The following is a 22361-nucleotide window of genomic DNA, read 5'->3' as shown; positions in this document are numbered from 1 at the left end:
CGGAGCGCTGAACCATGGCCGAGACCCGATCCATCGCAACGCGCAATACCGGTTTTCAGGACGCCATCGAGGGCGGCGGCTTCGGCGTGACCACCGTCGCCGAGATGAGCGGCCCGCAGCGCGCCGCCGTCATCCTGCTGGTGCTGGGCGAGGAGCACGGCCGCGCGATCTGGCAGGAGTTCGACGACGACGAGATCCGGATCATCACCCGCGCCATGGCCGAGCTCGGCACCGTCGATGCCGACGAGGTCGAACGGTTGATGCTCGACTTCGTCGGCAAGCTCTCCAGCGCCGGTGCGGTCACGGGCTCCTTCGACCGGACGATCTCGCTGCTCGAGAAAATCCTGCCGACCGATCAGGTGGCGCTGATCATGGAGGAAATCCGCGGGCCGGCCGGTCGCAATATGTGGCAGAAGCTCGGCAATATCGACGCGGTGGTGCTGGCGAACTTCCTCAAGAACGAATACCCGCAGACCATCGCGGTGATCCTCTCGAAAATCCGGCCCGAGCATGCCGCGAACGTGCTGCGCAACCTGCCGAACGATCTCTCGATCGAGGTCGTGGGGCGAATGCTGCGGCTGGAATCGATCCAGAAGGAAGCGCTCGACCATATCGAGAATACGCTGCGCACCGAATTCGTCTCGACGCTGACCCAGACGCGCCGTCGCGACCCGCACGAGATGATGGCGGAAATCTTCAACGGCTTCGACCGGCAGACCGAGATGCGCTTCCTCTCGGCGCTCGATGCCTCGAACCAGGAATCGGCCGAGCGCATCCGCGCCCTGATGTTCACCTTCGAGGATCTCGCCAAGCTCGACCCGGCCGGCCTGCAGACGCTGATGCGCCAGGTCGACAAGGACACGCTGGCACGCGCGCTCAAGGGCGCCAGCCAGTCGATGCGGGACTTCTTCTTCGGTGCGATGTCGCAACGCGCATCGAAGAACATGCAGGACGACATGGAAGGCCTGGGTCCGCTGCGCCTCAAGGAGGTCGACGAGGCCCAGACCAAGCTCGTCCAGATGACCAAGGACCTGGCCGACAAGGGCGAGATCGTGCTGTCCAAGGGCAACGCCGACGACGAACTGGTTTATTGAGATGGCTGCTGCGACCAAGTTCATGTTCGGGACGGATTTCCGCGAAGGAGGCCGCAAGGCCGCCGGGGAGGCCGATCTCGCCGCCGCCCGCGCGGAGGGCTTCCATGCCGGGCAGGAGCACGCGCATCGCGAGGCGCAGTCGCAGCTCACCGGCCTGACGGGGCAGCTCGCACGTTCGGCCGAGCGGCTTTTCGCGCAGGAAGCGGCCCGTATGGCTGCGATCGAGGAACATGCGGCGCAGGTCGCGATCGTGACGGCGAAGGCGCTGGCCGGCGCCGCACTTGCGGAAAAGCCGCTGGCGGCGCTGTCGGGGGCGATCCGGGAGTGCCTGAGCCATGCCCGCACCGCGCCTCATCTGGTCCTGCGCGTCCATGAGAGCGTGGTCGAGCCTGCCGAGGAGCTGGTCCGCAAGCTCGCGATGGAACACGGCTTCTCCGGCAAGCTGATGGTGCTCGGGCAATCCGACATCGCGCCGGGCGACGGGCGCATCGAATGGGCGGAGGGCGGTTTCGTCCTCGACAGCCAGCAACTCACGGCTCTGGTCGAGCAGGCGGTCGCCCGCGTGTTCGGCCATGGTCATGCGGAACCATGAAGGTCTGAGCCATGAGCCAGCAGAACGATCTCAACCTGCCGCCGCTGAACCAGGCCGACCTGTCCTTCGACCAGGGCGACATGTCCGTCGCGCGCTCGGGTCCGGTACCGGTGAAGACGGCCGAGGACCTGGAGCAGGTCTTCGACGTGCCGGTCACGGTGTCCGCGGTGCTGGGCTCCTCGAAGGTCGCGGTCGGCGACCTCCTCCAGATCGTGCCGGGCGCGGTGCTGGAACTCGACCGGCGCGTCGGCGAAGCCATCGACATCTTCGTCAACGAGCGCCTGGTCGCGCGCGGGGAGGTCGTCGTCGTCGAGGACCGCCTGGGCGTGACCATGACGGAAATCATCAAGGCGGACCGGTGAGAGCCGGTCCTGCCACAGTGACAAAGAACAGAAGGACCTGAGCCATGCGCCTCATCATCGCCGGCGGTCTCAAGGGACAGATCATCGCGGCCGCCAAGATCGCCATGTCGCATGGCGCGGCCGTGACCCATACCGAAAGCCTCGACCAGACGCTCGCCGTGCTGCGCGCCAAGGGCGCCGACCTGCTGATGATCGACGTCGTGCAGCCGATCGCGGCCTATGTCGCGGCGCTGGAGGCCGAGCGCATCCGCACGCCGATCGTCGCCTGCGGCACCTCGACCGATACGCGCGCCGCCGTCGCGGCGATCCAGGCCGGCGCTCGCGAATATGTGCCGCTACCGCCCGATCCGGAGCTGATTGCGGCGGTGCTGGAGGCGGTCGCGGCCGACCAGTCCCGCCTGATCTGGCGCGATCCGGCGATGGAACGTGTCGTGCAGCTCGCCTCGCAGATCGCCCGCTCGGAAGCGCCGGTGCTGGTCACCGGCGAGAGCGGCACGGGCAAGGAGGTGATCGCCCGCCACCTGCACCAGAAATCGGGGCGCAAGGACCGGCCCTTCGTGGCGGTGAACTGCGCGGCGATCCCTGACAACCTGCTCGAATCCGAACTGTTCGGCCATGAGAAGGGCGCCTTCACCGGCGCCATCGCGCGGCGCATCGGCAAATTCGAAGAGGCCAATGGCGGCACGCTGCTGCTCGACGAAATCTCGGAGATGGATGTCCGCCTGCAGGCCAAGCTCCTGCGGGCGCTGCAGGAACGCATGATCGACCGGGTCGGCGGCACGCAGCCGGTCAAGGTCGATATCCGGATCATCGCGACCTCGAACCGCAACCTTGCAGACGCGGTGCGCGACGGCGCTTTCCGCGAAGACCTGCTCTACCGGCTCAATGTCGTGCACCTGCGCCTGCCGGCGCTGCGCGAGCGGCCTGGCGATATCCTTGTCCTGGCGGAGCATTTCGCCAGGAAATACGCAGATCTGAACGGCCTGCCGCCCCGGCCGATCGCGGCCGATGCGCGTAAGCTCCTGCTGGCCGGCGCCTGGCGCGGCAATGTGCGCGAGCTGGAGAACACGATGCACCGGGCGGTGCTGCTGGCGAGCGGGCCGGAGATCACGGCCTCGGCGGTACTCAGTCCGGAAGGGGAGGCGTTGGCGCCGGCTCCGTCGCGTGATCCCGCGGCGCGCGCGGCCCAGACCGCCGAGGCGATGACGCGTTCGCTGGTCGGGCACACCGTCGCCGATGTCGAGCGCGAACTGATCCTCGACACGCTCGATCACTGCCTGGGCAACCGGACGCATGCGGCCAAGATCCTGGGGATCTCGATCCGCACGCTGCGCAACAAGCTCAGCGAGTATACCTCGGCCGGAATCACCGTCGCCGAGCCGGGTCAGACGCGCATCAGCGCGGCCTGACCCGGAAAAGGCTTACCAGTAGCGCCTGCGGTAATAGCGCGGGCGATAGTAGTAGCGGGGGCGGTAGTAATATCGCGGCCGGCGATAATAATAGCGCGGTCGGCGATAGTAGCGCGGCCGGCGATAGTAGTAGTACTGGCTGAATTCGGCGTCGGTCTTGTCGAGCGCCTCCTTCATCTCGGCGGTAACGGCCTCGTCGCCCTGCTTGGGCTCGGCATCCGGCAGCGGTGCCAGCTTGGGCTGGGCTGCTTCGGCGGCGGCGATGCCGCCCATGCCGGCAGCGGCAAAGCCACCGACCAGTGTCATCAGGAATGAGCGTCTGTCCACGACGGCCTCCAGGCTGTTGTCACCACATCTCCCACGGCATTCTTAGACAGGGAATGCCAGTGTGGGATAATGCATTTAAATGATGCTTTGTTCCATCTGATCGGCTTTCGCGCGCTATGGTTACGGGCGGGCCATGGTCAATCGACCGCATTGAGCGGGCGCGCCACGCTTTCGAGCGGCTGGCGCTCCGCACGGATCGCGAAACGCCCGGCAATGGCCGCCGCCGCCAGCATCAGCGCCGCCCCCAGCAGGTAGCCGCCGAAGACGCTGCCGCGCGACCCGGTATCGATGAGGATGCCGAAGAGCCAGGGGCCGGCGATGCCGCCCGCGCCGGTGCCGACCGCATAGAACATCGCGATGGCGAGCGCCCGCATCTCGACCGGGAAGGTTTCGGAGACCGTGAGATAGGCCGAGCTCGCCGCGGCCGAGGCGAAGAAGAAGACCACGCTCCAGCACAGGGTGAGCTGCGAGGCGGTGAGCCAATCCCTCCAGAAGAGATAGCCGGTCCCGGTCAGCAACAGGCCCGACAGCGCGTAGGTCGCGGCGATCATCACGCGGCGGCCGAGCGTGTCGAAGAGCCGGCCGATCAGGAGCGGACCGAGGAAGTTGCCGGCGGCGAAGGGCAGGATGAACCAGCCGATATTCTGTGACGGCACCGCGTAGAAATCGGTCAGGATCAGCGCGTAGGTAAAGAAGATCGCGTTGTAGAAGAAGGCCTGCGACAGCATCAGCGCCAGCCCGACCAAAGCGCGCTCGCGATGCGCCACGAAAAGCACGTGGAAGACCTCGCCGAGCGGTGTCGCGGCGCGCGGGCGCAACCGGGTCAGGGGCAGGACCTCGCCAGCGGGCGGAACGAAGCCGGCGCGGCGCTCGATATCGGCGACGATCGCGGCAGCACGCTCGGGATGGCCATGGCTGATCAGCCAGCGCGGGCTTTCCGGAATCCATTGCCTGAGGAACAGGATGACGAGGCCGAGTGCGGCGCCGATGAAGAAGGCCAGGCGCCAGCCGTATTCCGGGTCGATCCAGGCGGGGTTGAGCAGGATGATGGAGCCGAACGCGCCGAGCGCCGCGCCGATCCAGAATGAGCCGTTGATGACGAGATCGGTCCAGCCGCGCACGCGGGCCGGGACGAGCTCCTGGATGGTGGAGTTGATCGCGGTGTACTCGCCGCCGATGCCCATGCCGGTCAGGAAACGGAAGAGGATGAAACTCGTGACGTTCCATGAGAAGGCGGTGGCGGCCGTCGCAGAGAGATAGACGAGCACGGTGATCGTGAAGAGCTTCTTGCGGCCGAGCCGGTCGGTGAGCCAGCCGAAGAAGACGGCGCCCAGCACCGCACCGGCGATATAGGCGGCACCGGCGAGGCCGATCTCGGTATTGGTGAATTTGAGGACCGGGCTTTCCTTGAGGGCGCCCGAGACCGAGCCGGCAAGCGTGACCTCGAGCCCGTCGAGAATCCAGGTGATACCGAGCGCGGCGACGACAAGCGTATGGAAGCGCGACCAGGGCAGGCGGTCGAGCCGTGCGGGCACGTCGGTGGCGATCGTGCCTGTCTGAGCGTTGTCCGGCGCTGTCATGCCGGCTGTCCCCCCTGATGATCGATGGTTAAAGGAAAGGCCGGCACCCCATGGTGCCGGCCCTGAACCGGTCAGTAGACCCAGTAGACCCGGCCGTTGCGGACCACGCGCCGCCGGCGGCGACGGTGGACCGGCGGCGGGGGCGGGCGACGGGGATGGCGCGGCCGGCGATAGTACTGGGTGAACTCGGCATCGCTCTCGTCGAGGCCGGCCTTCAGGGCCGGGTCGATGTCTCCGGCCTTGGGTTCGACAGGCGCGGGGGCCGCTTCGACCAGGTTCTTGGCCATGGCGGTGCCGCCGATGCCGGCAACCGCGAGGCCGCCGACAAGGCTCGTCAGGAAGGAACGTCGATTCAAGGTGACCTCCAATATCGTCGGGATCGGGCGAAGTCCCGCCCTCCCTGTGCCGAGTGGGGCCGGCGAATGCGGCCACAACGCGGCGTTTTGACAACCAGCCGTTCATCGGATGGTTCCGACAGGGTATTAATCCGTTTCTTAACAATTCGTTCACCATGAACCCGGCAAGAATTGCCGAGCTGCGCCCTGCTTCGGGGCGCATGAGGCGTGGGGCGGGGCGGTCGATGACCGATGTGACGGCAGGGCAGGGCAGAGGGTTCGCCATCCCCGATCGCGGGGCGCTCGCAAAGCTGTTCAACCGTCCCGACCTGTTCCTCGCCATCGGCGTGATGGGCATCCTGGTGGTGCTCGTCTTCCCGATGCCGGCGGTCCTGCTCGACCTGATGCTGGCGTTGTCGATCATCGTGTCGGTGCTGGTGCTGATGACCGCGCTCTTCATCGAGGAGCCGCTGGAGTTCTCGGCCTTTCCGACGGTGCTGCTGATCGTCACCATGTTCCGGCTGGCGCTGAACCTCGCCTCGACGCGCCTCATCCTCGCCCATGGCCATGAGGGCACGGCGGCGGCGGGGCATGTCATCGAGGCCTTCGCCGGCTTCGTGATGAGCGGCAATTTCGTGATCGGCGTGATCGTCTTCACGATCCTGATCATCGTGAACTTCGTGGTCATCACCAAAGGTTCGGGCCGCATCGCCGAGGTCGCGGCGCGCTTCACGCTCGATGCCATGCCGGGCAAGCAGATGGCGATCGACGCCGACCTCTCCGCCGGCCTGATCGACCAGGACACCGCCAAGGTTCGCCGCAAGGCGCTGGAGGACGAATCCTCCTTCTTCGGCTCGATGGACGGCGCCTCGAAATTCGTCCGCGGCGATGCGATCGCGGCCCTGCTGATCACCTTCATCAACGTGCTCGGCGGCATCATCATCGGCGTCGCGCAGCAGGGGCTGAGCTTCGGCCAGGCGGCGACGAACTACACCATGCTCACCGTCGGCGACGGCCTCGTCAGCCAGGTCCCGGCGCTGATCGTCTCGACCGCAGCCGGCCTGCTCGTCTCGAAGGCGGGCGTGCGCGGTGCCGCCGACAAGGCGCTCGGCAAGCAGCTCTCGGGCTATCCCAAGGCGCTCGGCATGTCGGCGGCGGTGATGCTGCTGATCGCGCTGCTGCCTGGCATTCCCATGATGCCCTTCCTGTTGCTGGCCGGAGGCGCGGGCTTCCTCGCCTACCGCTTCGGGCGGGCGGCGAAGGAGCGCGAGGCACAAGCAGGCATGACCGATGCGGCGCAGGCCGGCGGCGCGGTCGCGGCGGACGGCACGCCGCGCGAGGAGACGCTGAACGACCTGCTCAAGATGGACGAGCTCAAGATCGAGATCGGCTACGGGCTCCTGCCACTGGTCAATGCGCCGAGCGGGCAGGACCGGCTGACCGACCAGGTCCGGGCGCTGCGCCGTCAGCTCGCGGCCGAGCTCGGCTTCGTCATGCCGGCGGTGCGCATCGTCGACAATGTCCAGCTCGAGGCGAACCACTACTTCATCAAGATCAAGGAGATCGATGCCGGCCAGGGCATCGTCTATGCCGGCCAGTACATGGCGATGGATCCGATGGGCGGGGCGGTGAACCTGCCGGGCCACAACGTGCTGGAGCCGACCTTCGGCCTGCCGGCGACCTGGATCGACGCGGCGCTGCAGGACGAGGCGCAGTTGCGCGGCTACACCGTGGTCGACGCGGCGACCGTGATCTCGACGCATCTCACCGAGGTGCTGAAATCGAACATGCCGGAGCTGCTCTCCCATTCCGAGGTGCAGAAGCTCCTGCGCGAACTGCCGAAGGACCACGCCGACCTGGTCAAGGAGATCGTGCCGAGCCAGATCTCGACCACCGGGATCCAGCGCGTCCTGCAGCTCCTGCTCTCCGAGCGCATCTCGATCCGCGACCTGCCGACGATCATCGAAGGTGTCGCCGAGGTCGCGGCCAGCGTGCGCAACCCGCGCGAGATCGCCGAGCATGTCCGCGCGCGGCTCGCCCGCCAGATCTGCGCCCAGTTCTCCAACATGCAGGGCGTGCTGCCGATCATCACGCTCTCGCCGGCCTGGGAGGGCGTCTTCGCCGAGTCGATCATCGGCCAGGGCGAGGACCGCCATCTCGCGATGCAGCCCTCCCGCCTGCAGGAGTTCGTGCATCACGTCCGCGACAAGTTCGAGGATGCGGCGCGCATCGGCGAGATGCCGGCGCTTGTCACCTCGGCGATGGCGCGGCCCTTCGCCCGCCAGATCATCGAGCGCTTCCGCAGGGAGACGCCGGTGCTGTCGCAGGCCGAGATCCACCCGCGCGTGCGGCTCAAGACTGTCGGCAGCGTCTGACGCCTTCCCGCCTCCGGTTTCCACGGGGGCGCGATGCCCGCGGCGCAATGGTCAGCGCCCTGAGCTGCGGCTAATCGGACATCATGTCGCGCAACGCCGCCCTCTTCGCCGTCATGTGCCTCGTCTGGGGCCTGACCTGGCTACCGGTCAAGGTCGGCTCCATGCATGTCCCGCCGGTCTTCCTGGCCGCGGCGCGGTTCTCGATCGCCGGCCTGCTGATGCTGCTCTGGGCCGGTCGCGATGCTCCCAAGGTGCCTGTTGACGCCTGGCCCCGGCTGGTCGGCACGGCGCTGCTGCTCAACACCGCCAATTACACGCTATTGTTCTGGGGCACGAAGCATGCCCCGACCGGGCTCGCGGCCATCGTCAATTTCGCGACCATCCCGATCTACACGCTGCTGGCGAGCCGGGTGATCGAGGGTGTGCGGATCGACGGACGCAAGCTCGTGGCGATCGCGCTCGGAACCGTGGGCCTCGGCTTCCTCTTCGCGACGCGGGCGCTGGGAGGCCTTTCGGCCACGCAGGGCGATCCGATGGAGATGATCGGGCTCGCGGCGGTGGCGGCCGGTACGCTGTTCTACTGCGTCGGCGCCGTTCTCTCCCGGCCGATCGCCGGGACGATGCCGACATTGACGCTCGCCGGCTGGCAGACGCTGATCGGCGGCATCGGCCTGACCGCGGTTTCGCTTGCGCTGGAGCCCGTCAGCTTCGCTGATATCCGGGCGCTGGCGAGCTGGCCGGTGCTCCCGGCAGTACTGTTCCTGATCGTCGGCGGCTCGCTGATGGGCTTTACCATCTATATGCGGCTGCTGCGCGACTGGGGCGCGTTCCGGGCCGGGCTCTACGCTTTCGTCAGCCCCGCCATCGCGGTTGCGGTCGGTGTTGTCGCGCTGAGCGAGCCCTTCGGCTGGTCGGAAGCCGTCGGCGCGCTCCTGATGTTCGGCGCGGCAGCAATCGCGCTCAAGCGCTGACAAGGCCTGTCAGCGCATCGGCTTGCCCCGAAAACCGGTTCCCACTTTTCGGGCCGATGCTATGGCGGCGGAGCGATGCGGGTGCTGCGCTTGAGTTGCGCCCGCTCGAAGGCGAGCACGATCGGCAGCGAGATCACCAGCGGCAGGATGAGATAGAACAGCCGCCAGATCAGCAGGGCGGCGAAGACGGCCGGCGCCGGCACGCCGGGCATCACCGCGAGGAAGACCGCCTCCATCACGCCGACGCCGCCCGGAACCTGGCTGAGCAGCCCGGCCGAGAACGAAAGCAGGAAGGCGCCGAGCACGATCAGGAAGCCCGGATTGCCCTGTTCCGGCAGCGCGAAATAGATGATGCCGGCGGCGCCCGCGAGCTCGATCGGGGCCGCAAGGTACTGCCTGGCGACGATCGGCAGGCGCGGATAGATGATCTCGAGCTTGCCGATCTTCAGCGGCTTGAACTGCAGCCAGGAGCCGATCGTGTAGAGCGCGGCGAAGGCGAGCATGCCGACGCCGATCCAGCGAGCGGTGCTGTCGGTGATCGCGAACCATTTCGACATCCGCTCGAGCGGATGCAGGATCTGCGGCTCGTAGAGCAGCACGAGACCCATCAGGAAGATCGTGCCGAAGGCGAAGGTGAAGGAGCAGAGCGCGACGAGGACCGCAACCTCGGCCGCCGTCAGGCCTTTCGCCGTGTAGGCCCGGTAGCGCACCATGCCGCCCGAGAAGACCGAGGCGCCGATATTATGCGAGAGCGCATAGGTCACGAAGGAGCAGAGCGAGATATAGGGCCAGGAGATGTTCTTCTCCTTGCCGAGATGGATCAGCGCGATGCGGTCGTACCAGGCGAGCGCAGCATAGGCGACGAGGGTCGCAAGCGCCGCGTGGAAGAAGGCGTCCGGCGGGATGACCGCGATCTTGTGGCCGATGCGGTGGGCGATGATCTTGACGCTCTGCCAGAGGCCGGCATTCTCCAGCAGCGCCTCGATCCTGGCGTCGGTTCCGGCCTCGAGCTTGAGCTTGCTCCAGAGCAATTCGACGGACCAGACGACCGCGACGAGCCCGATGATCGGCCAGAGATAGTCGAGATAACGCTTCATGGAGGCCGCGGGCTCAGGACAGGTTGGTGACGGGTAGCGGGTGGCCCACGTCGTCACCGCTGCGGCGCGAACCTTCCCCCTCTCTGCCAGCGGGGAAGGGCGAGGGCAAGCGCCCGAAGACGATCGCCCTCGCCCAAGGTCAAGCGAGCGGAGAGACGGCTACTTGCCGTTCTTCTTCAGCCAGTCCTTCATCATCGCGACTTCCTTCTCCTGGTCGCGGATGACGTTCTCGGCGAGCTTGCGGATCTCAGGGTCCTTGCCATGGGCGAGGACGACCTTGGCCATGTCGATGGCGCCCTGGTGATGCGGGATCATGCCGCGGACGAAATCGGCATCGGCATCGCCGGAATAGGGGATGTCCATGTCCTTGTGCATCTTCATGTTGGCGTCCCGATAGGCCTTGGTCGAGGCGCTGTCGCCAGCCTTCGACGCTGCGGGTGCGCCGTGGCTGCCATGGCCGCCGTGAGGCTGCTGGGCCTGGGCCGTGCCGGCGAGCAGGCCGGCCGCCAGGAGAGCTGCCAGGGCAATGGCGGTGCGGTTCATCTGGTCTGGTCCTCAATTGGGGGTTGATGCGGAACGCACCGCAGTGGTGCTTCGATCCATCGTGATATCCGGCCGAGGAGGCGGGATGGCGCGCGATGCCGTGACGCCGGGCATGCATCGGCGTGCAGTGATCTTTCGACCTCGATCATGTCATGATCGCGGCAGATTCCCCGACGAGCCGTTGAACCCCTTCATGTCCCAGAGCCTGACCATCACCCTGACCGGAACGACCGACCTGCCGCCCGGCAAGATCGCGACGATCGTGACCTCGCTGGAAATGTTCGAGCGCCCGCCGCAGCGTCCCGATCCGGCGGGCACCGAAGGTTTCTCGCTCGAACCGATCGCGCGCTCCGAGATCGAGCGCTATCTGAGCGTCTATCGGCTGCTCGGCGAGCGCTGGATGTGGTTCAGCCGCCTGACCAAGCCGCAGGCCGAGATCGAGGCGGTCTTCGCCGATCCCGCCATCACGGTTTACGCGGTTCGCTTCGAGGGGCGCGATGTCGGCCTGCTCGAACTGGATTTCCGGGTGCCGGGAGAGGGCGAGCTCGCCTTCTTCGGGCTGGACGAGCCGGTCGTGGGCAAGGGAGCGGGGCGCTGGCTGATGAACCGGGCGCTGGCGCTGGCCTGGGCCAGGCCGATCTCGCGCTTCTGGGTGCATACCTGCACGCTCGACCACCCCGCCGCGCTCGCCTTCTATCAACGCTCGGGCTTCACGGTGTTCAAGCGCGGGGTCGAGGTCGACGACGATCCGCGCCTGACCGGCAAGCTGCGGCGCGACTCCGTCACGCACCATCCCGTCATCGCATGAAAAAGGGCGGCGTCCGGAGGACACCGCCCTTTTTTGAATTCTCCGAACCGGTCTCAGGCGCGCGAGCGCAACCCGATCGCGTCCATGGTGGCCTGGTCGCGGGCGGCTTCCGCCGCGCGCTCCGAGGCGCGCTCGCGGTCGTCGAGGATCTCGACCTTCTTCATGTCCTCGAAGGCCTCCTGCAATTCGGCCTTGGCCTCGTCGAGCTGGCCCTTCAGGTTGTCGGCCGACTGGCGCAGGTTGTCGCGGCGGCCGAGCGCGGCCTTGGCATAGGTCGGATAGGCGAAATGGGCGGGGTCCGCGATACCGGCGCGGGATTCCTCGGCCTGGATCTCGCGATCGAGATCTCCAGCCATCCGATGAAAATCGGCGATCATCATCTCGATCTGGCTTACCCGGCGACGCTTCTCGTCGACCTGGAAGCGCTTGAGGCGAAGAAGCGTCTCTCGCGACTTCATGTGGTTTTCAACTCCTGATTACGCCCTAGGCCCCCGCGCGCCCGTCAGGACACGGCAACGGCAGTCAATCCAGTTGTCATCACATCGGCTTTCGAAAGGTGGATTCCACCTTTCGGTCCGATGCTACGGGCGCCGCCGACCCCTCGACATGCGCCCGAACTCCATCCGCGAGACGAGAAGCAACATGGCGCAAGGAGGTTGACCTTTCCTTACCGAAACGGGCTGCCTTTTACGCATGATCCGGGCGCGTCGGGGCTGCTGCCGCGGGTTGTCGGGATGGTCTAGTGAACGTGTGCTGCATTGGCCGTCCGGCCTCCTGCCTCCGCGGATATCCTGTCTTGGCTGCCTCTTCTCGTTTCGGCGGGCACGGTCCCCTGCTTCTCGGCCTCGCGCTGACCCGCATCATCGGCTGGGGCTCGACCTTCTATTCGCCCTCGGTGCTGGTCGGCGCACTCGATCGCGAGATCGGGCTCAACGCCGAGATCGTCTTCGGCGGCATCACCATCCTGCTCATCACCGGGGCGCTGGTCGCGCCGGCGATCGGGCGCGTGCTCGACCGCGAGGGTACGCGCCGTTCGATGTGCATCGGCGCGGTGATCTGCGCGCTCGGGCTCGCCGTGCTGTCGCAGGCCCAGGGGCCGGTGAGTTATCTCGCGAGCTGGTTCGTGATCGGGCTCGGCCATGCGATGTCGCTGGCCAATACCGGCAATGTCACCATCGCCCAGCTCATGGGCGAGCGGACGCGGCGCGTGATCGGCCTGATGATGCTGGTCACCGGCCTTGCCTCCAGCGTGTTCTGGCCTTTGACCGCCGTGCTGATGAATGCCTTCGGCTGGCGGATGACGCTCATCGCCTTCGCCGCGATGCAGCTCGTCATCGTGCTGCCGATCTATGCCGTGATCCCGCGCTACCGGCATGTGCCGGCGCCTGCGGCTGCGCCGACGGCCGTTCCGGGAGCGGGCCTGGCAGGGGAGCACGGCAGCGTGGCAGCGCATTCGCGCCGGGCGGCGTTCTGGCTGGTGGCGCTCGCCTTCTCCGCGAGCGGGCTCGTCTCCTGGGGGCTGCCGCTGCACCTGATCACCCTGTTCCAGGAGGCGGGACTGACGCAGGGCGAGGCCGTCTGGGTCGCGACGCTGAGCGGCCCTGCGACGCTTGCCGCGCGGGCCATCGACGCGACGTTGGGCGAGCGGCTGCCGGCGGAGAAGGTCGCGCTGTTCGGGCTGCTGCTGGGGCCGGCGCTGTGCCTCCTGCTGCCCATCGTGCCGATGACGATCATGACTGCGGCTGCGTTCGTCGTGCTGTTCAGCGCGGCGCTCGGCGTGATCTCGGTTGCGCGCGCGACATTGCCGCTCGCCCTGTTCGGCCGCAACGGCTTCGCCGCGATGCTCGGCAAGCTCACCGTGCCGCAGAACATGGCATTCTCAGCCGCGCCGCTGCTTTTCGCGGTGATGGTCGAACGGCTCGGCGCGAGCCCGACGCTGATCGTCTCCGCCGCGATCCAGGCGATCGGCTTCGTCGCTATGTTCGCGCTGGTGCGGATGGTGGCGCGGGGCTGAGACCCGCTCAGATCCCGGCCAGCAGCGCTGCGATGGCGAGTGCGGCGGGCAGGGCCTGGATATAGAGGATCTTGCGGCTGGCGGTCGCCGCCCCGAAGAGCCCGGCGACGAGGACGCAGGCCAGGAAGAACAGCTTGATCGCGAAGCCTTCCGCCCCGAGCCAGAGCCCCCAGGCCAGGCCGGCGACGAGGAAGCCGTTATAGAGCCCTTGATTGGCGGCCAGCACCTTCGAGCGCGCGGCGAAGTCGGGCGCGAGCCCGAAAGCCTTGTGTCCGCGCGGGGTGTCCCACCAGACCATCTCCAGAATGACGATATAGACATGGATGAGGGCGACGAGGCCGGTCAGAAGCGCTGCGATCATCGGATCATCATCCTGCGGCGGTATGCTTCGGCGGTTATCAGACGCTGCCGCTCATGATGGCGGCGAGGCGGGTATAGCATTCGCCCAGCGGGGTGGCGTCGTCCTTGGCCTGCTTGAGGAAGGCCTCCAGTGCCGGATGGAGGCGTATCGCCTCGTCGACCTCGGCCGAGGCCCCCTGGCGATAGGCGCCGAGCCGGATCAGCTCCTCCATGTCGGCATAGGTCGCAAGCGTGGAGCGCGCCTTCTGCACGACGGGGTAATAGGCCGGGTCGCAGGAGCGCGGCATCGTCCGCGAGACCGATTTCAGGATGTTGACTGCCGGGTAGCGCCCGCGCTCGGCGATCGAACGCTCCATCACGATATGGCCGTCGAGGATGCCGCGCACTGCGTCGGCGACGGGCTCGTCATGATCGCCGCCATCGACCAGCACGGTGAAGAGGCCGGTGATCGCGCCGTCGCCGGTGCCGGGGCCGGCGCGTTCGAGCAGGCGCGGCAGTTCGGCGAAGACGGTTGGCGTATAGCCCTTGGTCGTCGGCGGCTCGCCGGCCGCGAGGCCGATCTCGCGCATCGCCATGGCAAAGCGCGTCACCGAATCCATCAGGCACATCACCTGCAGGCCGCGGTCGCGGAAATATTCGGCCAGCGTGAGCGTGGTCAACGCCGCCTGCTTGCGCATCAAGGCGGGCTCGTCGGATGTCGCGACGACGACGATCGAGCGGGCGAGGCCCTGCGGGCCGAGGTCCTCTTGGAGGAACTCCTGCACCTCGCGGCCGCGTTCGCCGACGAGGCCGATGATATTGACATCGGCCTGCGCATAGCGGGCGAGCATCGAGAGCAGCACCGATTTGCCGACGCCGGAGCCGGCGAAGATGCCCATGCGCTGGCCGACGCAGCAGGTCAGGAAGGTGTTGAGCGCGCGGACGCCGAGATCGAGCGGATGGCCGACGCGGCGCCGGGCATGGGCGGGCGGGGGATCGTTGCGGAAGGCGAAGAGCGTGTCGCCCTGCGGCAGAGGCGGGCCGCCATCGACCGGGCGGCCGAGCGCGTCGACGACGCGGCCGAGCCAGGCGGATGTCGGTTTCAGGCCGGGCTGGGCGCGGTCGACATGGACGGGGCAGCCGCGGCGGACGCCGTCGAGCCCGCCGAAGGGCATGACCAGGGCCTTGTCGCCGGAGAAGCCGATGACCTCGCAGGGAACCCGCGTGCCCGGTGCGATCTCGATGCCGACGCGCCCGCCCAGGCTCATCGCGCCGATCGGGCCAGCAACCTCGACGAGCAGGCCGCGCACGCCGATGACGCGGCCATAGACGGTCACGCCTTCGAGATGCTCGATGGCGGACGCCAGGGCGGAGAGGCGATCGTGGCCGTGGGACGGGGAATTCATCGGGATGATTCAACTTCGCCGGTGGCGCGAGGGCAACCGAATTCGCGGCCAGCCGGTCCTGTGGATGATTTGGTAAGGGTTCCTAACAAATTGCGCTCATTTACCAGCTGTTAAGCTCTGTGATTAACACTGTGGATCGAGGCTGCCACGTGTCGCAGAGCCATTATGGCGCTGTTTCCCGCGGTAACCCTCCGCGAAAGGCGCTTTCGCGGCCGAGAAGTTCAGCGATCCGTGTCAAATTCGACTCACCTCGACAAGGATCGTTCACTTTCTCCGAGGAAGCGCTTGCGCTCGGGAATCACGGTTTGTTAACCAGTTTCCTCGTAGCGTGTCGCGTGGCGTTTCATTGGGCAAGTGCGTCGTCGTCCAGGGCCGAACGGGTCCGGGCGGAAACAACGGTCAAACCTGCCCTGCGGGCGAAATTGGGGACGTGGACATGCGGGTTCTGCTGATCGAGGACGATAGCGCGACCGCTCAAAGCATCGAGCTCATGCTCAAATCGGAGAGCTTCAACGTCTATACGACGGATCTCGGTGAAGAGGGCGTCGATCTCGGCAAGCTCTATGATTACGACATCATCCTGCTCGACCTGAACCTCCCCGACATGTCGGGTTACGAGGTGCTGCGCTCGCTTCGCGTCGCCAAGGTCAAGACGCCGATCCTGATCCTCTCCGGCCTCGCCGGCATCGAGGACAAGGTGAAGGGCCTCGGCTTCGGCGCCGACGACTATCTCACCAAGCCGTTCCATAAGGACGAGCTCGTCGCCCGCATCCATGCGATCGTGCGCCGCTCGAAGGGCCACGCCCAGTCGGTCATCACCACCGGCGACCTGGTCGTCAATCTCGACACCAAGACGGTCGAGGTCGATGCCGCCCGCGTGCACCTGACCGGCAAGGAATACCAGATGCTGGAGCTGCTCTCGCTCCGCAAGGGCACGACGCTGACCAAGGAGATGTTCCTCAACCATCTCTATGGCGGCATGGACGAGCCCGAGCTCAAGATCATCGACGTCTTCATCTGCAAGCTCCGCAAGAAGCTCGCCAACGCGTCGGACGGCAAGAACTACATCGAGACCGTCTGGGGCCGTGGCTATGTGCTGCGCGAGCCGTCCGAGGCCGAGGAGCGCATCCCGGCCTGACGCATTCCGGTGGCCGGTCCGTCATCGGGCGGTCATGAAGCAACGTCATACCAGTTCTTGACCTGATCGTCGGATGTACACGACAGGTCGACGGGGACCCCGCCGAGAGGCGGGGTTTTTGTTTGTGGGTGCTGAAGCGGCCGGGAGCGGCTTTTGGCCCGCCCGAAAACGCCTTCCCGTCATTGCGAGGAGCGAAGCGACGAAGCAATCCAGGGGGATTGGGTGGAACCGTTGCGCCCAGCCTCCCTGGATTGCTTCGCTGCGCTCGCAATGACGAGGTTGGCCCTTCGAGGCGCGGGCGGATCAGCCCCGTAGAGCGGTGGCGACGGCGGCAGGGCGCGGACGAAAGTCCGGCGCCGGGGAGGTGGCGAGCGGAGGGGCCATCGGGGCGTGCCGGTAGAGGCCACGGTGCTGCGGGTCGCAGACGAGCTTCGTCGCCAACCCGAGCACGGTCTCGGCGGCGCCGAGCAGGAAGGCTCCGTCCGGCACCAGACGCGGGGCGAGCTGCTCCAGGACCTTCACCTTGGTGGGCACGTCGAAATAGATCAGGACGTTGCGGCAGAAGATCACGTCGAACCGGCCGAACGGGTCGTTGCGCTCCAGCAGGTTGTGCTGCCTGAACTCGACCATCGCGCGGATGCGCTGCGAGACCTGCCACTTGTCTCCGACCTGCTGGAAATGTTTCAGCAGCATCTGGATCGGCAGGCCGCGCTGGATCTCGAACTGGCTGTAGATGCCCGCCCGGGCCTTCTCCAGGATCTCTGCGGAGATGTCCGTTCCCAGGATCTCGATCTTCCAGCCGGCGAGCCGCTCACTGAGCTCGTCGATCAGCATCGCCAGGGAATAGGCTTCCTGGCCGCTGGAGACGGCCGCGCACCAGATCCGCAGCGAACGGCTGGCGGCGTTGGCGGCCAGCCGTTCGGGCAGGATGACGTCGCGGAACAGGTTGAATGGCGTCTGGTCGCGGAAGAACAGGGTCTCGTTGGTGGTCATGGCATCGACCACGGCGCTCTCCAGAGCCGGGTCGCGGGCCATCCGGAGCTGGCGGACGAGCGCCTCGATGTCGGCGATGCCGCGCCGGCGGCAGAGGATGCCGAGGCGGCTTTCGGCGAGGTAGCGCTTGTCCGCGGTCAGCGACAGGCCGGAGCGCTGCTGGAGCAGCAGGCAGAGGAAGGAGAAATCGGCTTCGGTCATGCCGGCTGCACCCCGCGTACGAGGCAGCGGATCGAGGCACCGATCTCGTCGAGCGCGATGATGCTGCTGGCATGGCGGGCGCGCACGACCGAGCCCGGCATGCCCCAGATCGTGCTGCTCGGCTCGTTCTGGGCGATGACGGCGGCTCCCGCCTTGCGCAGCGCGCCGGCGCCGTCGGTGCCGTCGCTGCCCATGCCCGTGAGGACGAGGCCGAGCGCGGCGGGGCCGAGATGGCGGGCGGCATCGCCGAACAGCACGTCGACGGCAGGTCGGCAGAAATTGACGGGGGGTTCGTCGCCGATGCGCGCGACGATATGGCCGAGCCGGCGGTCGATGCCGAGATGGCGGCCGCCGGGCGCGATATAGACGGTGCCGCGCATCAATCGCTCGCCGTCGAACGGCTCGCGGGCGGGGACGCCGATATGGTTGGCGACCTGCTCGGCGAAGGAAGCGGTGAAAAGCGGCGGCATGTGCTGGACGACGATCGTGGTCAGGTCGTTGAGGCCCTCGCCGATGTCGAACAGCACCTTGGCGACGGCGCGGGGGCCGCCGGTCGAGGCGCCGATCACGAGATAGCGCGGCATCACCGAGACGAGCGGGCGCAGATTGACCGGCCCGGTATGCGGCAGGTCGGTGTCGATCTCCGGTGGCAGCGAGCCGGGTTTGACCGGCGTGTGGACGATATTGCCGAGCTTGAGCAGGAATTCGCTGCGGAAATCGAGCGACAGCGTCATGCCGCTGCGGCTGTCCGGCTTGGAGACCACGTCCATCGCGCCCCGGGTCATGCATTCCAGCGCGAGGCGGGTATTGCGCTCGTTCAGCGTCGCGGCGAGCAGGACGCCCGTATTCGGGCTTTCCTTGAGGATCTGCGGCAGGGCGGCCACTCCGTCCACGCCCGGCATGTCGAGGTCGAGCACCATGACGTCGGGCTTGAAGCGGGTGGCGTGTGCGACCGCGGTCTCGCCGTCACCGGCGACGGCGACGACGTGGAAATTGCCCGCCTCGCCCAGCCAGCGCGCGAAGAGCCCGCGCACGACGACGGAATCGTCGGCGATCACCACGGTCTTGTGCCGCGATGCGGGGCTTGCAGGGATCGCGAGAGGAGACAACATCGGTATGTTTCTCACTGAGCCGGCTGCAGGGGCGAAGGCATTTCACGCGAGGAAAGCCCGATGCGCAGCCGCACCGGCGCGCCTTCGCTCAGAGCAACCCGACCTGATGGAATTTCGAAGCCACGATCTCCTTGTCGAAGGGCTTCATGATGTATTCGTCGGCGCCGGCATGCATGGCGCGCGCGATATGGGCGATGTCGTTCTCGGTGGTGCAGAAGACCACTTTGGGTCGCTTTCCGCCCGGCATCTGGCGCAGCGTGCGCAGGAACTCGTAGCCGTCCATGATCGGCATGTTCCAGTCGAGCAGGACGGCATCCGGCATCTCGCCCTTGCAGGCGTCGATGGCGCGCGCGCCATCTTCGGCTTCGGCGATGCGGAACTGCAGTCCTTCGAGGATGCGGCGAGCCACTTTGCGGATCACCGCTGAGTCGTCGACGACGAGGCAGTATTTCATGGCTGGGTCTCCAGAACTGTGGCGCCGCCGTCAGGCCGCGCTGCGAAGGTCGAGATCGAGGACGGCGTCGAGATCAAGGACGACAAGAAGCTCGTCGGCCAGGCGATGGATGCCCGTCGCCAGCGCCGCCCAGACGCGATCGAGATGAACCGGAAGCGGCTCGAAGGTGGAACGGTCGAGCCGGATGACCTCGCCGACGGCGTCGACGATGAGCGCGTAGGCCTCGCCGTCATGGTCGATGCCGATCGCCGTCAGCTCGGTGCGGCCTTGCCCGTCGAGCTTGAGGGTGACGGGCCGTCCGAGCCGCTTGCGCAGGCAGATCGCGGTGACGATCCGTCCGCGCAGGTTGAGCAGGCCGACGATCTCGTCAGGTGCGCGCGGGACGATCGTGATGCGGTTTGCGATGAAGACGTCCTGGACCCGGCCGATCGGCAGGCCGAGGAGTTGCTCGCCGACGCGGATCGTCACGTAGTCGAGCGAGTCGCCGAAGCCGGGCGCGGTCGGCACGGGAGGAGGGGATGCGCTCGAGCTCATGCCGCATGCCTCAGATCGGTGCCGGCCGCATTGAGCTCGCTCAGCAGGGCCCGGCGGTCGAATTTCGCGAGGATATCGTCGAAACCGGCCTGGGCCGCCCGCATGTGCAGGTCGGGCGTGGCGCAGGTGGTCAGGCCGAGGATGCGTAGGCGCTCGCCCTTGGCGCGTTCGCGCAGGGCTGTCGCAAAGGCAAAGGCGGCGTCGCTGTCGCGATCGAGATCGAGCAGCGCGGACATGATCGGCTCGCCGGCGGCGGCGAGGCTCGCCGCGCTGAAATCCGCCAGCGTGGCGATGATCCGGCCCGAGGCCTTCAGCACGGGGGTCAGCATGTCCCGCAGGAAGTCGGACGGCTCGACCAGCAGGATGCGTCCGGAAGGCTCCGCGCTCCGCCCGGCCGCGAACCAGCCGGGCTCGTTCAGCGGCAGGTAATGGGCGAGGTCGAGGATGTCGGTGGCACGGCCGCGGATCATGGCCGAGCCGATGATGCCGCGCTCTCCCGCCGCCGCCATCTCGAGCTCGAAGGTGTCTTCGACGATATCGACGATCGCCTCGACGGCGAGCGCGACGGTGAGGTCGCCATTCGAGACGATGACCAGCGGCTGGATGCCCTCGCTGCGCAATCGGGTGTCCGCGACAGGCGTCACCGGGACGAGGCGGTCGCGATAATGCAGCAGCGTCCGGCTGCCGCTGCGCTGGAATTCGCCCGCCTCGATCTCCTCAAGCCGCGTCACGAGCGACAAGGGCAGGGCCTGGAGATTGCCGGCGCCGGCGCGGAAGACCAGCATCGTCGTGCGCTCGCCGCGATGCACCTCGGCTGCCGCCTCGCGCGGTTCGTTTTCCGTGTTCTCGGAGGCGGCCGCCCCGACCAGGCGCGCGACGCCGTTGGGATCGACGATGAGGACGACGGTGCCGTCGCCGAGGATGGTGTTGCCGGAAAACAGGTGGATGTGGCGCAGCTTGCTCGACATCGGCTTCACCACGATTTCCTCGGTGTGGAAGACGCTGTCGACGAGGATGCCGAATTGCCGTTCGCCGATCTGGGTGACGACGATGAAGCCTTCGCCATCGGCCCGCCCGGCTTGTTCCCCACCGGGGCAGGCCATCAGCCCCGGCAAGGAGACGATCGGGAGCAGGCGCCCGCGCAGTCGCAGCACCGGGGCTCCGTTAATCTCCTCGATGCGGTTCTCGTCGCCGGCCTTGGCCCGGACCAGTTCGCGCACCGCGATCTGGGGGATCGCATAGCGATCCTCGCCGGCGACCACGATCAGCGCCGAGATGATCGCGAGCGTGAGCGGGATCTTGATGGTGATGGTCGTGCCGAGACCGGGGCGGCTGGCGACATCGACCGTGCCGCCGATCGAATCGACATTCGCCTTGACGACGTCCATGCCGACGCCGCGGCCCGAGACCGCGGTCACGTTATCGGCCGTGGAGAAGCCGGGATGGAAGATGAAGCGGCTGATCTGCGCGTCGCTGAGCTTTTCCAGCTCGGCCTCGGTCGCGAGACCTTTGGCGACGGCCTTGCGACGGATGCGGTCGATATCGAGGCCGCGGCCGTCATCGGCGATCGAGATGGTGACCGAGCCGCCCTCGTGATAGGCGGCGAGCCGGATGGTGCCGTGATCGGGCTTGCCGGCCTCGCGCCGGTCTGCCGGCAGTTCGATCGCGTGGTCGGCGCAGTTGCGGACCATGTGGATCAGCGGATCCTTGATCAGATCGAGGATCTGGCGGTCGAGTTCGGTCTCGGCGCCGTCCGTCAGCAATTCGATGCGCTTGCCCAGTTCGGCGCTGAGGTCGCGCACGATGCGCGGCAGCTTCGACCAGGCATTGCCGATCGGCTGCATCCGCGTCTTCATCACGCCGTCCTGCAGTTCGGCGGTGATCAGCGACAGGCGCTGGAGCGGGGCCTTGAGTCCGGCATCCTCCTGCCGCCTTGCGACTTCGAGTAGCTGGTTGCGTGTCAGCACGAGCTCCGAGACCATCGTCATCAGGTGCTCGATCGTGTCCACATTGACGCGCAACGTGGCCGGGCCGCCGCTGCGGGACGGGCTTTGGGCCTCCTCGGTGGCGGCGCCGGTCTCGCTGCCCTCGATCCGGCCATCGCGCCCGCGCTGCGGGCCGGGCGCACTGCGAAAGACGACGTCCTCGACGCTCGCCGGGCTGGCGGCGACCTGGCCGTGACGGGCGAGATAGGCTGCGACCGGATCCAGCACGCTGTCAGGTGCCGGTGGCTGCTGCTTCAGCTCGCCCTTGGCGTATTCGGCGAGGGCGAACAATTCCCCGATCAGCGTCTCGTCGTTGCCCTCGGGCTCCTGCCCCTTCTCGGCGAGCTCGGCCAGGATGTCCTTGATCCGGTCGATGGTCTCCAGGATCGCCGTGACGGCGATGGAATTGACGGTGGCGCCGTCGCGGAACTGCCCGATCACCGACTCGGCGGCATGGGTCAGGGCTTCCAGCCGCGGCAGGCCGATGAAGCCGCAGGTGCCCTTGACCGTGTGGACCAGCCGGAAAATGTTCCGCAGGATATCGCGGTCGTTGGGGTCCTGCTCGAAGCGAACGAGTTCCCGATCGACCGTGTCGAGATTCTCGCCGGTCTCCGTCAGGAACTCTTGCAGCAACTCGTCCATGCAGGAACTTCACTCAACGCGGAACGCTGCAGGAACTAAAGCAGGAGAAC

General features: G+C 67.0%; 22 protein-coding genes. 9 read left to right on the top strand and 13 right to left on the bottom strand.

Annotation, left to right across the window (positions count from 1 at the left end; genetic code table 11):
* The first annotated feature begins 14 nt into the window (after positions 1–14).
* The 4 genes from fliG to flbD are packed head-to-tail and all read left to right on the top strand — an operon-like array spanning position 15 to position 3457.
* On the top strand, positions 15–1094 hold the full coding sequence (gene fliG, locus FHT98_RS05660; protein ID WP_061969603.1) for a flagellar motor switch protein FliG: 1080 nt from the start codon (positions 15–17) through the stop codon (positions 1092–1094).
* Between the two features lies 1 nt (position 1095).
* Positions 1096–1686, top strand: a complete 591-nt coding sequence (locus FHT98_RS05655) for a FliH/SctL family protein (protein WP_142113006.1) — start codon at positions 1096–1098, stop codon at positions 1684–1686.
* Between the two features lie 11 nt (positions 1687–1697).
* On the top strand, positions 1698–2048 hold the full coding sequence (fliN, locus tag FHT98_RS05650; protein WP_061969600.1) for a flagellar motor switch protein FliN: 351 nt from the start codon (positions 1698–1700) through the stop codon (positions 2046–2048).
* A 44-nt stretch (positions 2049–2092) separates the two neighbouring features.
* Complete coding sequence (flbD, locus tag FHT98_RS05645) at positions 2093–3457, top strand: sigma-54-dependent transcriptional regulator FlbD (protein WP_142113004.1); 1365 nt, start codon at positions 2093–2095, stop codon at positions 3455–3457.
* 12 nt (positions 3458–3469) lie between these two features.
* Here flbD and FHT98_RS05640 read toward each other — a convergent pair whose 3' ends face one another.
* The 3 genes from FHT98_RS05640 to FHT98_RS05630 all read right to left on the bottom strand — a co-directional run bounded on the left by FHT98_RS05640 (position 3470) and on the right by FHT98_RS05630 (position 5720).
* Positions 3470–3784: a hypothetical protein gene (locus tag FHT98_RS05640; protein WP_185745076.1), complete on the bottom strand. Its 315-nt coding sequence runs from the start codon at positions 3782–3784 to the stop codon at positions 3470–3472.
* Positions 3785–3921: 137 nt separating this feature from the next.
* Positions 3922–5364 carry an MFS transporter gene (locus FHT98_RS05635; protein ID WP_142113002.1) on the bottom strand — a complete coding sequence of 481 codons (1443 nt, stop codon included), beginning with the start codon at positions 5362–5364 and terminating at the stop codon, positions 3922–3924.
* A 71-nt stretch (positions 5365–5435) separates the two neighbouring features.
* Positions 5436–5720 (bottom strand): hypothetical protein, encoded by a 285-nt coding sequence (locus tag FHT98_RS05630; RefSeq protein ID WP_139163494.1) that lies wholly within the window; start codon positions 5718–5720, stop codon positions 5436–5438.
* A 224-nt stretch (positions 5721–5944) separates the two neighbouring features.
* Here FHT98_RS05630 and flhA point away from each other — a divergent pair, with 224 nt between their 5' ends.
* The gene (gene flhA, locus FHT98_RS05625) at positions 5945–8074 is read left to right on the top strand and encodes a flagellar biosynthesis protein FlhA (protein WP_061969592.1); all 2130 of its coding nucleotides are present in this window, start codon (positions 5945–5947) and stop codon (positions 8072–8074) included.
* Positions 8075–8157: 83 nt separating this feature from the next.
* Complete coding sequence (locus FHT98_RS05620) at positions 8158–9045, top strand: DMT family transporter (RefSeq protein WP_142112999.1); 888 nt, start codon at positions 8158–8160, stop codon at positions 9043–9045.
* A 59-nt stretch (positions 9046–9104) separates the two neighbouring features.
* On the opposite strand, the gene FHT98_RS05615 is transcribed toward FHT98_RS05620, so the two are convergent.
* Entirely contained in the window at positions 9105–10142 is a 1038-nt protein-coding gene (locus tag FHT98_RS05615) for a lysylphosphatidylglycerol synthase transmembrane domain-containing protein (RefSeq protein WP_061969590.1), read from the bottom strand.
* Positions 10143–10301: 159 nt separating this feature from the next.
* A complete protein-coding gene (gene copM / locus FHT98_RS05610; protein WP_091856206.1) occupies positions 10302–10685 on the bottom strand; it encodes a CopM family metallochaperone in 384 nt (127 codons plus the stop codon).
* A 193-nt stretch (positions 10686–10878) separates the two neighbouring features.
* On the opposite strand from copM, the gene FHT98_RS05605 reads away from it, so the two are divergent.
* Positions 10879–11493, top strand: coding sequence for a GNAT family N-acetyltransferase (locus FHT98_RS05605; RefSeq protein WP_142112997.1), 615 nt, complete (start codon positions 10879–10881; stop codon positions 11491–11493).
* 53 nt (positions 11494–11546) lie between these two features.
* Here FHT98_RS05605 and fliJ read toward each other — a convergent pair whose 3' ends face one another.
* The gene (gene fliJ, locus FHT98_RS05600; RefSeq protein WP_061969585.1) at positions 11547–11951 is read right to left on the bottom strand and encodes a flagellar export protein FliJ; all 405 of its coding nucleotides are present in this window, start codon (positions 11949–11951) and stop codon (positions 11547–11549) included.
* A gap of 338 nt (positions 11952–12289) precedes the next feature.
* Here fliJ and FHT98_RS05595 point away from each other — a divergent pair, with 338 nt between their 5' ends.
* Complete coding sequence (locus FHT98_RS05595) at positions 12290–13507, top strand: MFS transporter (protein ID WP_185745075.1); 1218 nt, start codon at positions 12290–12292, stop codon at positions 13505–13507.
* Positions 13508–13514: 7 nt separating this feature from the next.
* Here FHT98_RS05595 and FHT98_RS05590 read toward each other — a convergent pair whose 3' ends face one another.
* Together FHT98_RS05590 and fliI are read right to left on the bottom strand one after the other, a co-directional pair.
* Positions 13515–13868, bottom strand: coding sequence for a DUF1304 domain-containing protein (locus FHT98_RS05590; RefSeq protein WP_142112993.1), 354 nt, complete (start codon positions 13866–13868; stop codon positions 13515–13517).
* Positions 13869–13905: 37 nt separating this feature from the next.
* Positions 13906–15252 carry a flagellar protein export ATPase FliI gene (gene fliI / locus FHT98_RS05585; protein WP_142112991.1) on the bottom strand — a complete coding sequence of 449 codons (1347 nt, stop codon included), beginning with the start codon at positions 15250–15252 and terminating at the stop codon, positions 13906–13908.
* 436 nt (positions 15253–15688) lie between these two features.
* On the opposite strand from fliI, the gene ctrA reads away from it, so the two are divergent.
* On the top strand, positions 15689–16390 hold the full coding sequence (gene ctrA, locus FHT98_RS05580; RefSeq protein WP_047580924.1) for a response regulator transcription factor CtrA: 702 nt from the start codon (positions 15689–15691) through the stop codon (positions 16388–16390).
* Positions 16391–16693: 303 nt separating this feature from the next.
* Here the strand turns inward: ctrA and FHT98_RS05575 are convergent, their stop codons facing one another.
* The 5 genes from FHT98_RS05575 to FHT98_RS05555 form a co-directional block, all read right to left on the bottom strand.
* Positions 16694–17584 carry a CheR family methyltransferase gene (locus tag FHT98_RS05575; RefSeq protein WP_113585716.1) on the bottom strand — a complete coding sequence of 297 codons (891 nt, stop codon included), beginning with the start codon at positions 17582–17584 and terminating at the stop codon, positions 16694–16696.
* Positions 17581–18696, bottom strand: coding sequence for a chemotaxis-specific protein-glutamate methyltransferase CheB (gene cheB, locus FHT98_RS05570; RefSeq protein ID WP_142112989.1), 1116 nt, complete (start codon positions 18694–18696; stop codon positions 17581–17583). The genes FHT98_RS05575 and cheB overlap by 4 nt, the downstream gene beginning before the upstream one ends.
* An 88-nt stretch (positions 18697–18784) precedes the next feature.
* Complete coding sequence (locus FHT98_RS05565) at positions 18785–19150, bottom strand: response regulator (protein WP_038359309.1); 366 nt, start codon at positions 19148–19150, stop codon at positions 18785–18787.
* A 30-nt stretch (positions 19151–19180) separates the two neighbouring features.
* Positions 19181–19684 (bottom strand): chemotaxis protein CheW, encoded by a 504-nt coding sequence (locus tag FHT98_RS05560; RefSeq protein WP_113585714.1) that lies wholly within the window; start codon positions 19682–19684, stop codon positions 19181–19183.
* Positions 19681–22311 (bottom strand): hybrid sensor histidine kinase/response regulator, encoded by a 2631-nt coding sequence (locus tag FHT98_RS05555; protein WP_142112987.1) that lies wholly within the window; start codon positions 22309–22311, stop codon positions 19681–19683. The genes FHT98_RS05560 and FHT98_RS05555 overlap by 4 nt, the downstream gene beginning before the upstream one ends.
* Between the last annotated feature and the right edge of the window lie 50 nt (positions 22312–22361).

This window comes from Allobosea sp. AK1, from assembly GCF_006714945.1.
Lineage (GTDB): Bacteria > Pseudomonadota > Alphaproteobacteria > Rhizobiales > Beijerinckiaceae > Allobosea > Allobosea robiniae.
The sequence above is the reverse complement of the archived record's forward strand: the minus strand, read 5'-3'. Positions and strand labels throughout refer to the sequence as shown.

Excerpts from the sequence above, each read along its gene's own strand:
- fliG (WP_061969603.1), top strand. The coding sequence starts at position 15 with ATGGCCGAGACCCGATCCATCGCAACGCGCAATACCGGTTTTCAGGAC.
- FHT98_RS05655 (WP_142113006.1), top strand. The coding sequence starts at position 1,096 with ATGGCTGCTGCGACCAAGTTCATGTTCGGGACGGATTTCCGCGAAGGA.
- fliN (WP_061969600.1), top strand. The coding sequence starts at position 1,698 with ATGAGCCAGCAGAACGATCTCAACCTGCCGCCGCTGAACCAGGCCGAC.
- flbD (WP_142113004.1), top strand. The coding sequence starts at position 2,093 with ATGCGCCTCATCATCGCCGGCGGTCTCAAGGGACAGATCATCGCGGCC.
- FHT98_RS05635 (WP_142113002.1), bottom strand. The coding sequence starts at position 5,364 with ATGACAGCGCCGGACAACGCTCAGACAGGCACGATCGCCACCGACGTG.
- flhA (WP_061969592.1), top strand. The coding sequence starts at position 5,945 with ATGACCGATGTGACGGCAGGGCAGGGCAGAGGGTTCGCCATCCCCGAT.
- FHT98_RS05620 (WP_142112999.1), top strand. The coding sequence starts at position 8,158 with ATGTCGCGCAACGCCGCCCTCTTCGCCGTCATGTGCCTCGTCTGGGGC.
- FHT98_RS05615 (WP_061969590.1), bottom strand. The coding sequence starts at position 10,142 with ATGAAGCGTTATCTCGACTATCTCTGGCCGATCATCGGGCTCGTCGCG.
- copM (WP_091856206.1), bottom strand. The coding sequence starts at position 10,685 with ATGAACCGCACCGCCATTGCCCTGGCAGCTCTCCTGGCGGCCGGCCTG.
- FHT98_RS05605 (WP_142112997.1), top strand. The coding sequence starts at position 10,879 with ATGTCCCAGAGCCTGACCATCACCCTGACCGGAACGACCGACCTGCCG.
- fliJ (WP_061969585.1), bottom strand. The coding sequence starts at position 11,951 with ATGAAGTCGCGAGAGACGCTTCTTCGCCTCAAGCGCTTCCAGGTCGAC.
- FHT98_RS05590 (WP_142112993.1), bottom strand. The coding sequence starts at position 13,868 with ATGATCGCAGCGCTTCTGACCGGCCTCGTCGCCCTCATCCATGTCTAT.
- fliI (WP_142112991.1), bottom strand. The coding sequence starts at position 15,252 with ATGAATTCCCCGTCCCACGGCCACGATCGCCTCTCCGCCCTGGCGTCC.
- ctrA (WP_047580924.1), top strand. The coding sequence starts at position 15,689 with ATGCGGGTTCTGCTGATCGAGGACGATAGCGCGACCGCTCAAAGCATC.
- FHT98_RS05575 (WP_113585716.1), bottom strand. The coding sequence starts at position 17,584 with ATGACCGAAGCCGATTTCTCCTTCCTCTGCCTGCTGCTCCAGCAGCGC.
- cheB (WP_142112989.1), bottom strand. The coding sequence starts at position 18,696 with ATGTTGTCTCCTCTCGCGATCCCTGCAAGCCCCGCATCGCGGCACAAG.
- FHT98_RS05565 (WP_038359309.1), bottom strand. The coding sequence starts at position 19,150 with ATGAAATACTGCCTCGTCGTCGACGACTCAGCGGTGATCCGCAAAGTG.
- FHT98_RS05560 (WP_113585714.1), bottom strand. The coding sequence starts at position 19,684 with ATGAGCTCGAGCGCATCCCCTCCTCCCGTGCCGACCGCGCCCGGCTTC.
- FHT98_RS05555 (WP_142112987.1), bottom strand. The coding sequence starts at position 22,311 with ATGGACGAGTTGCTGCAAGAGTTCCTGACGGAGACCGGCGAGAATCTC.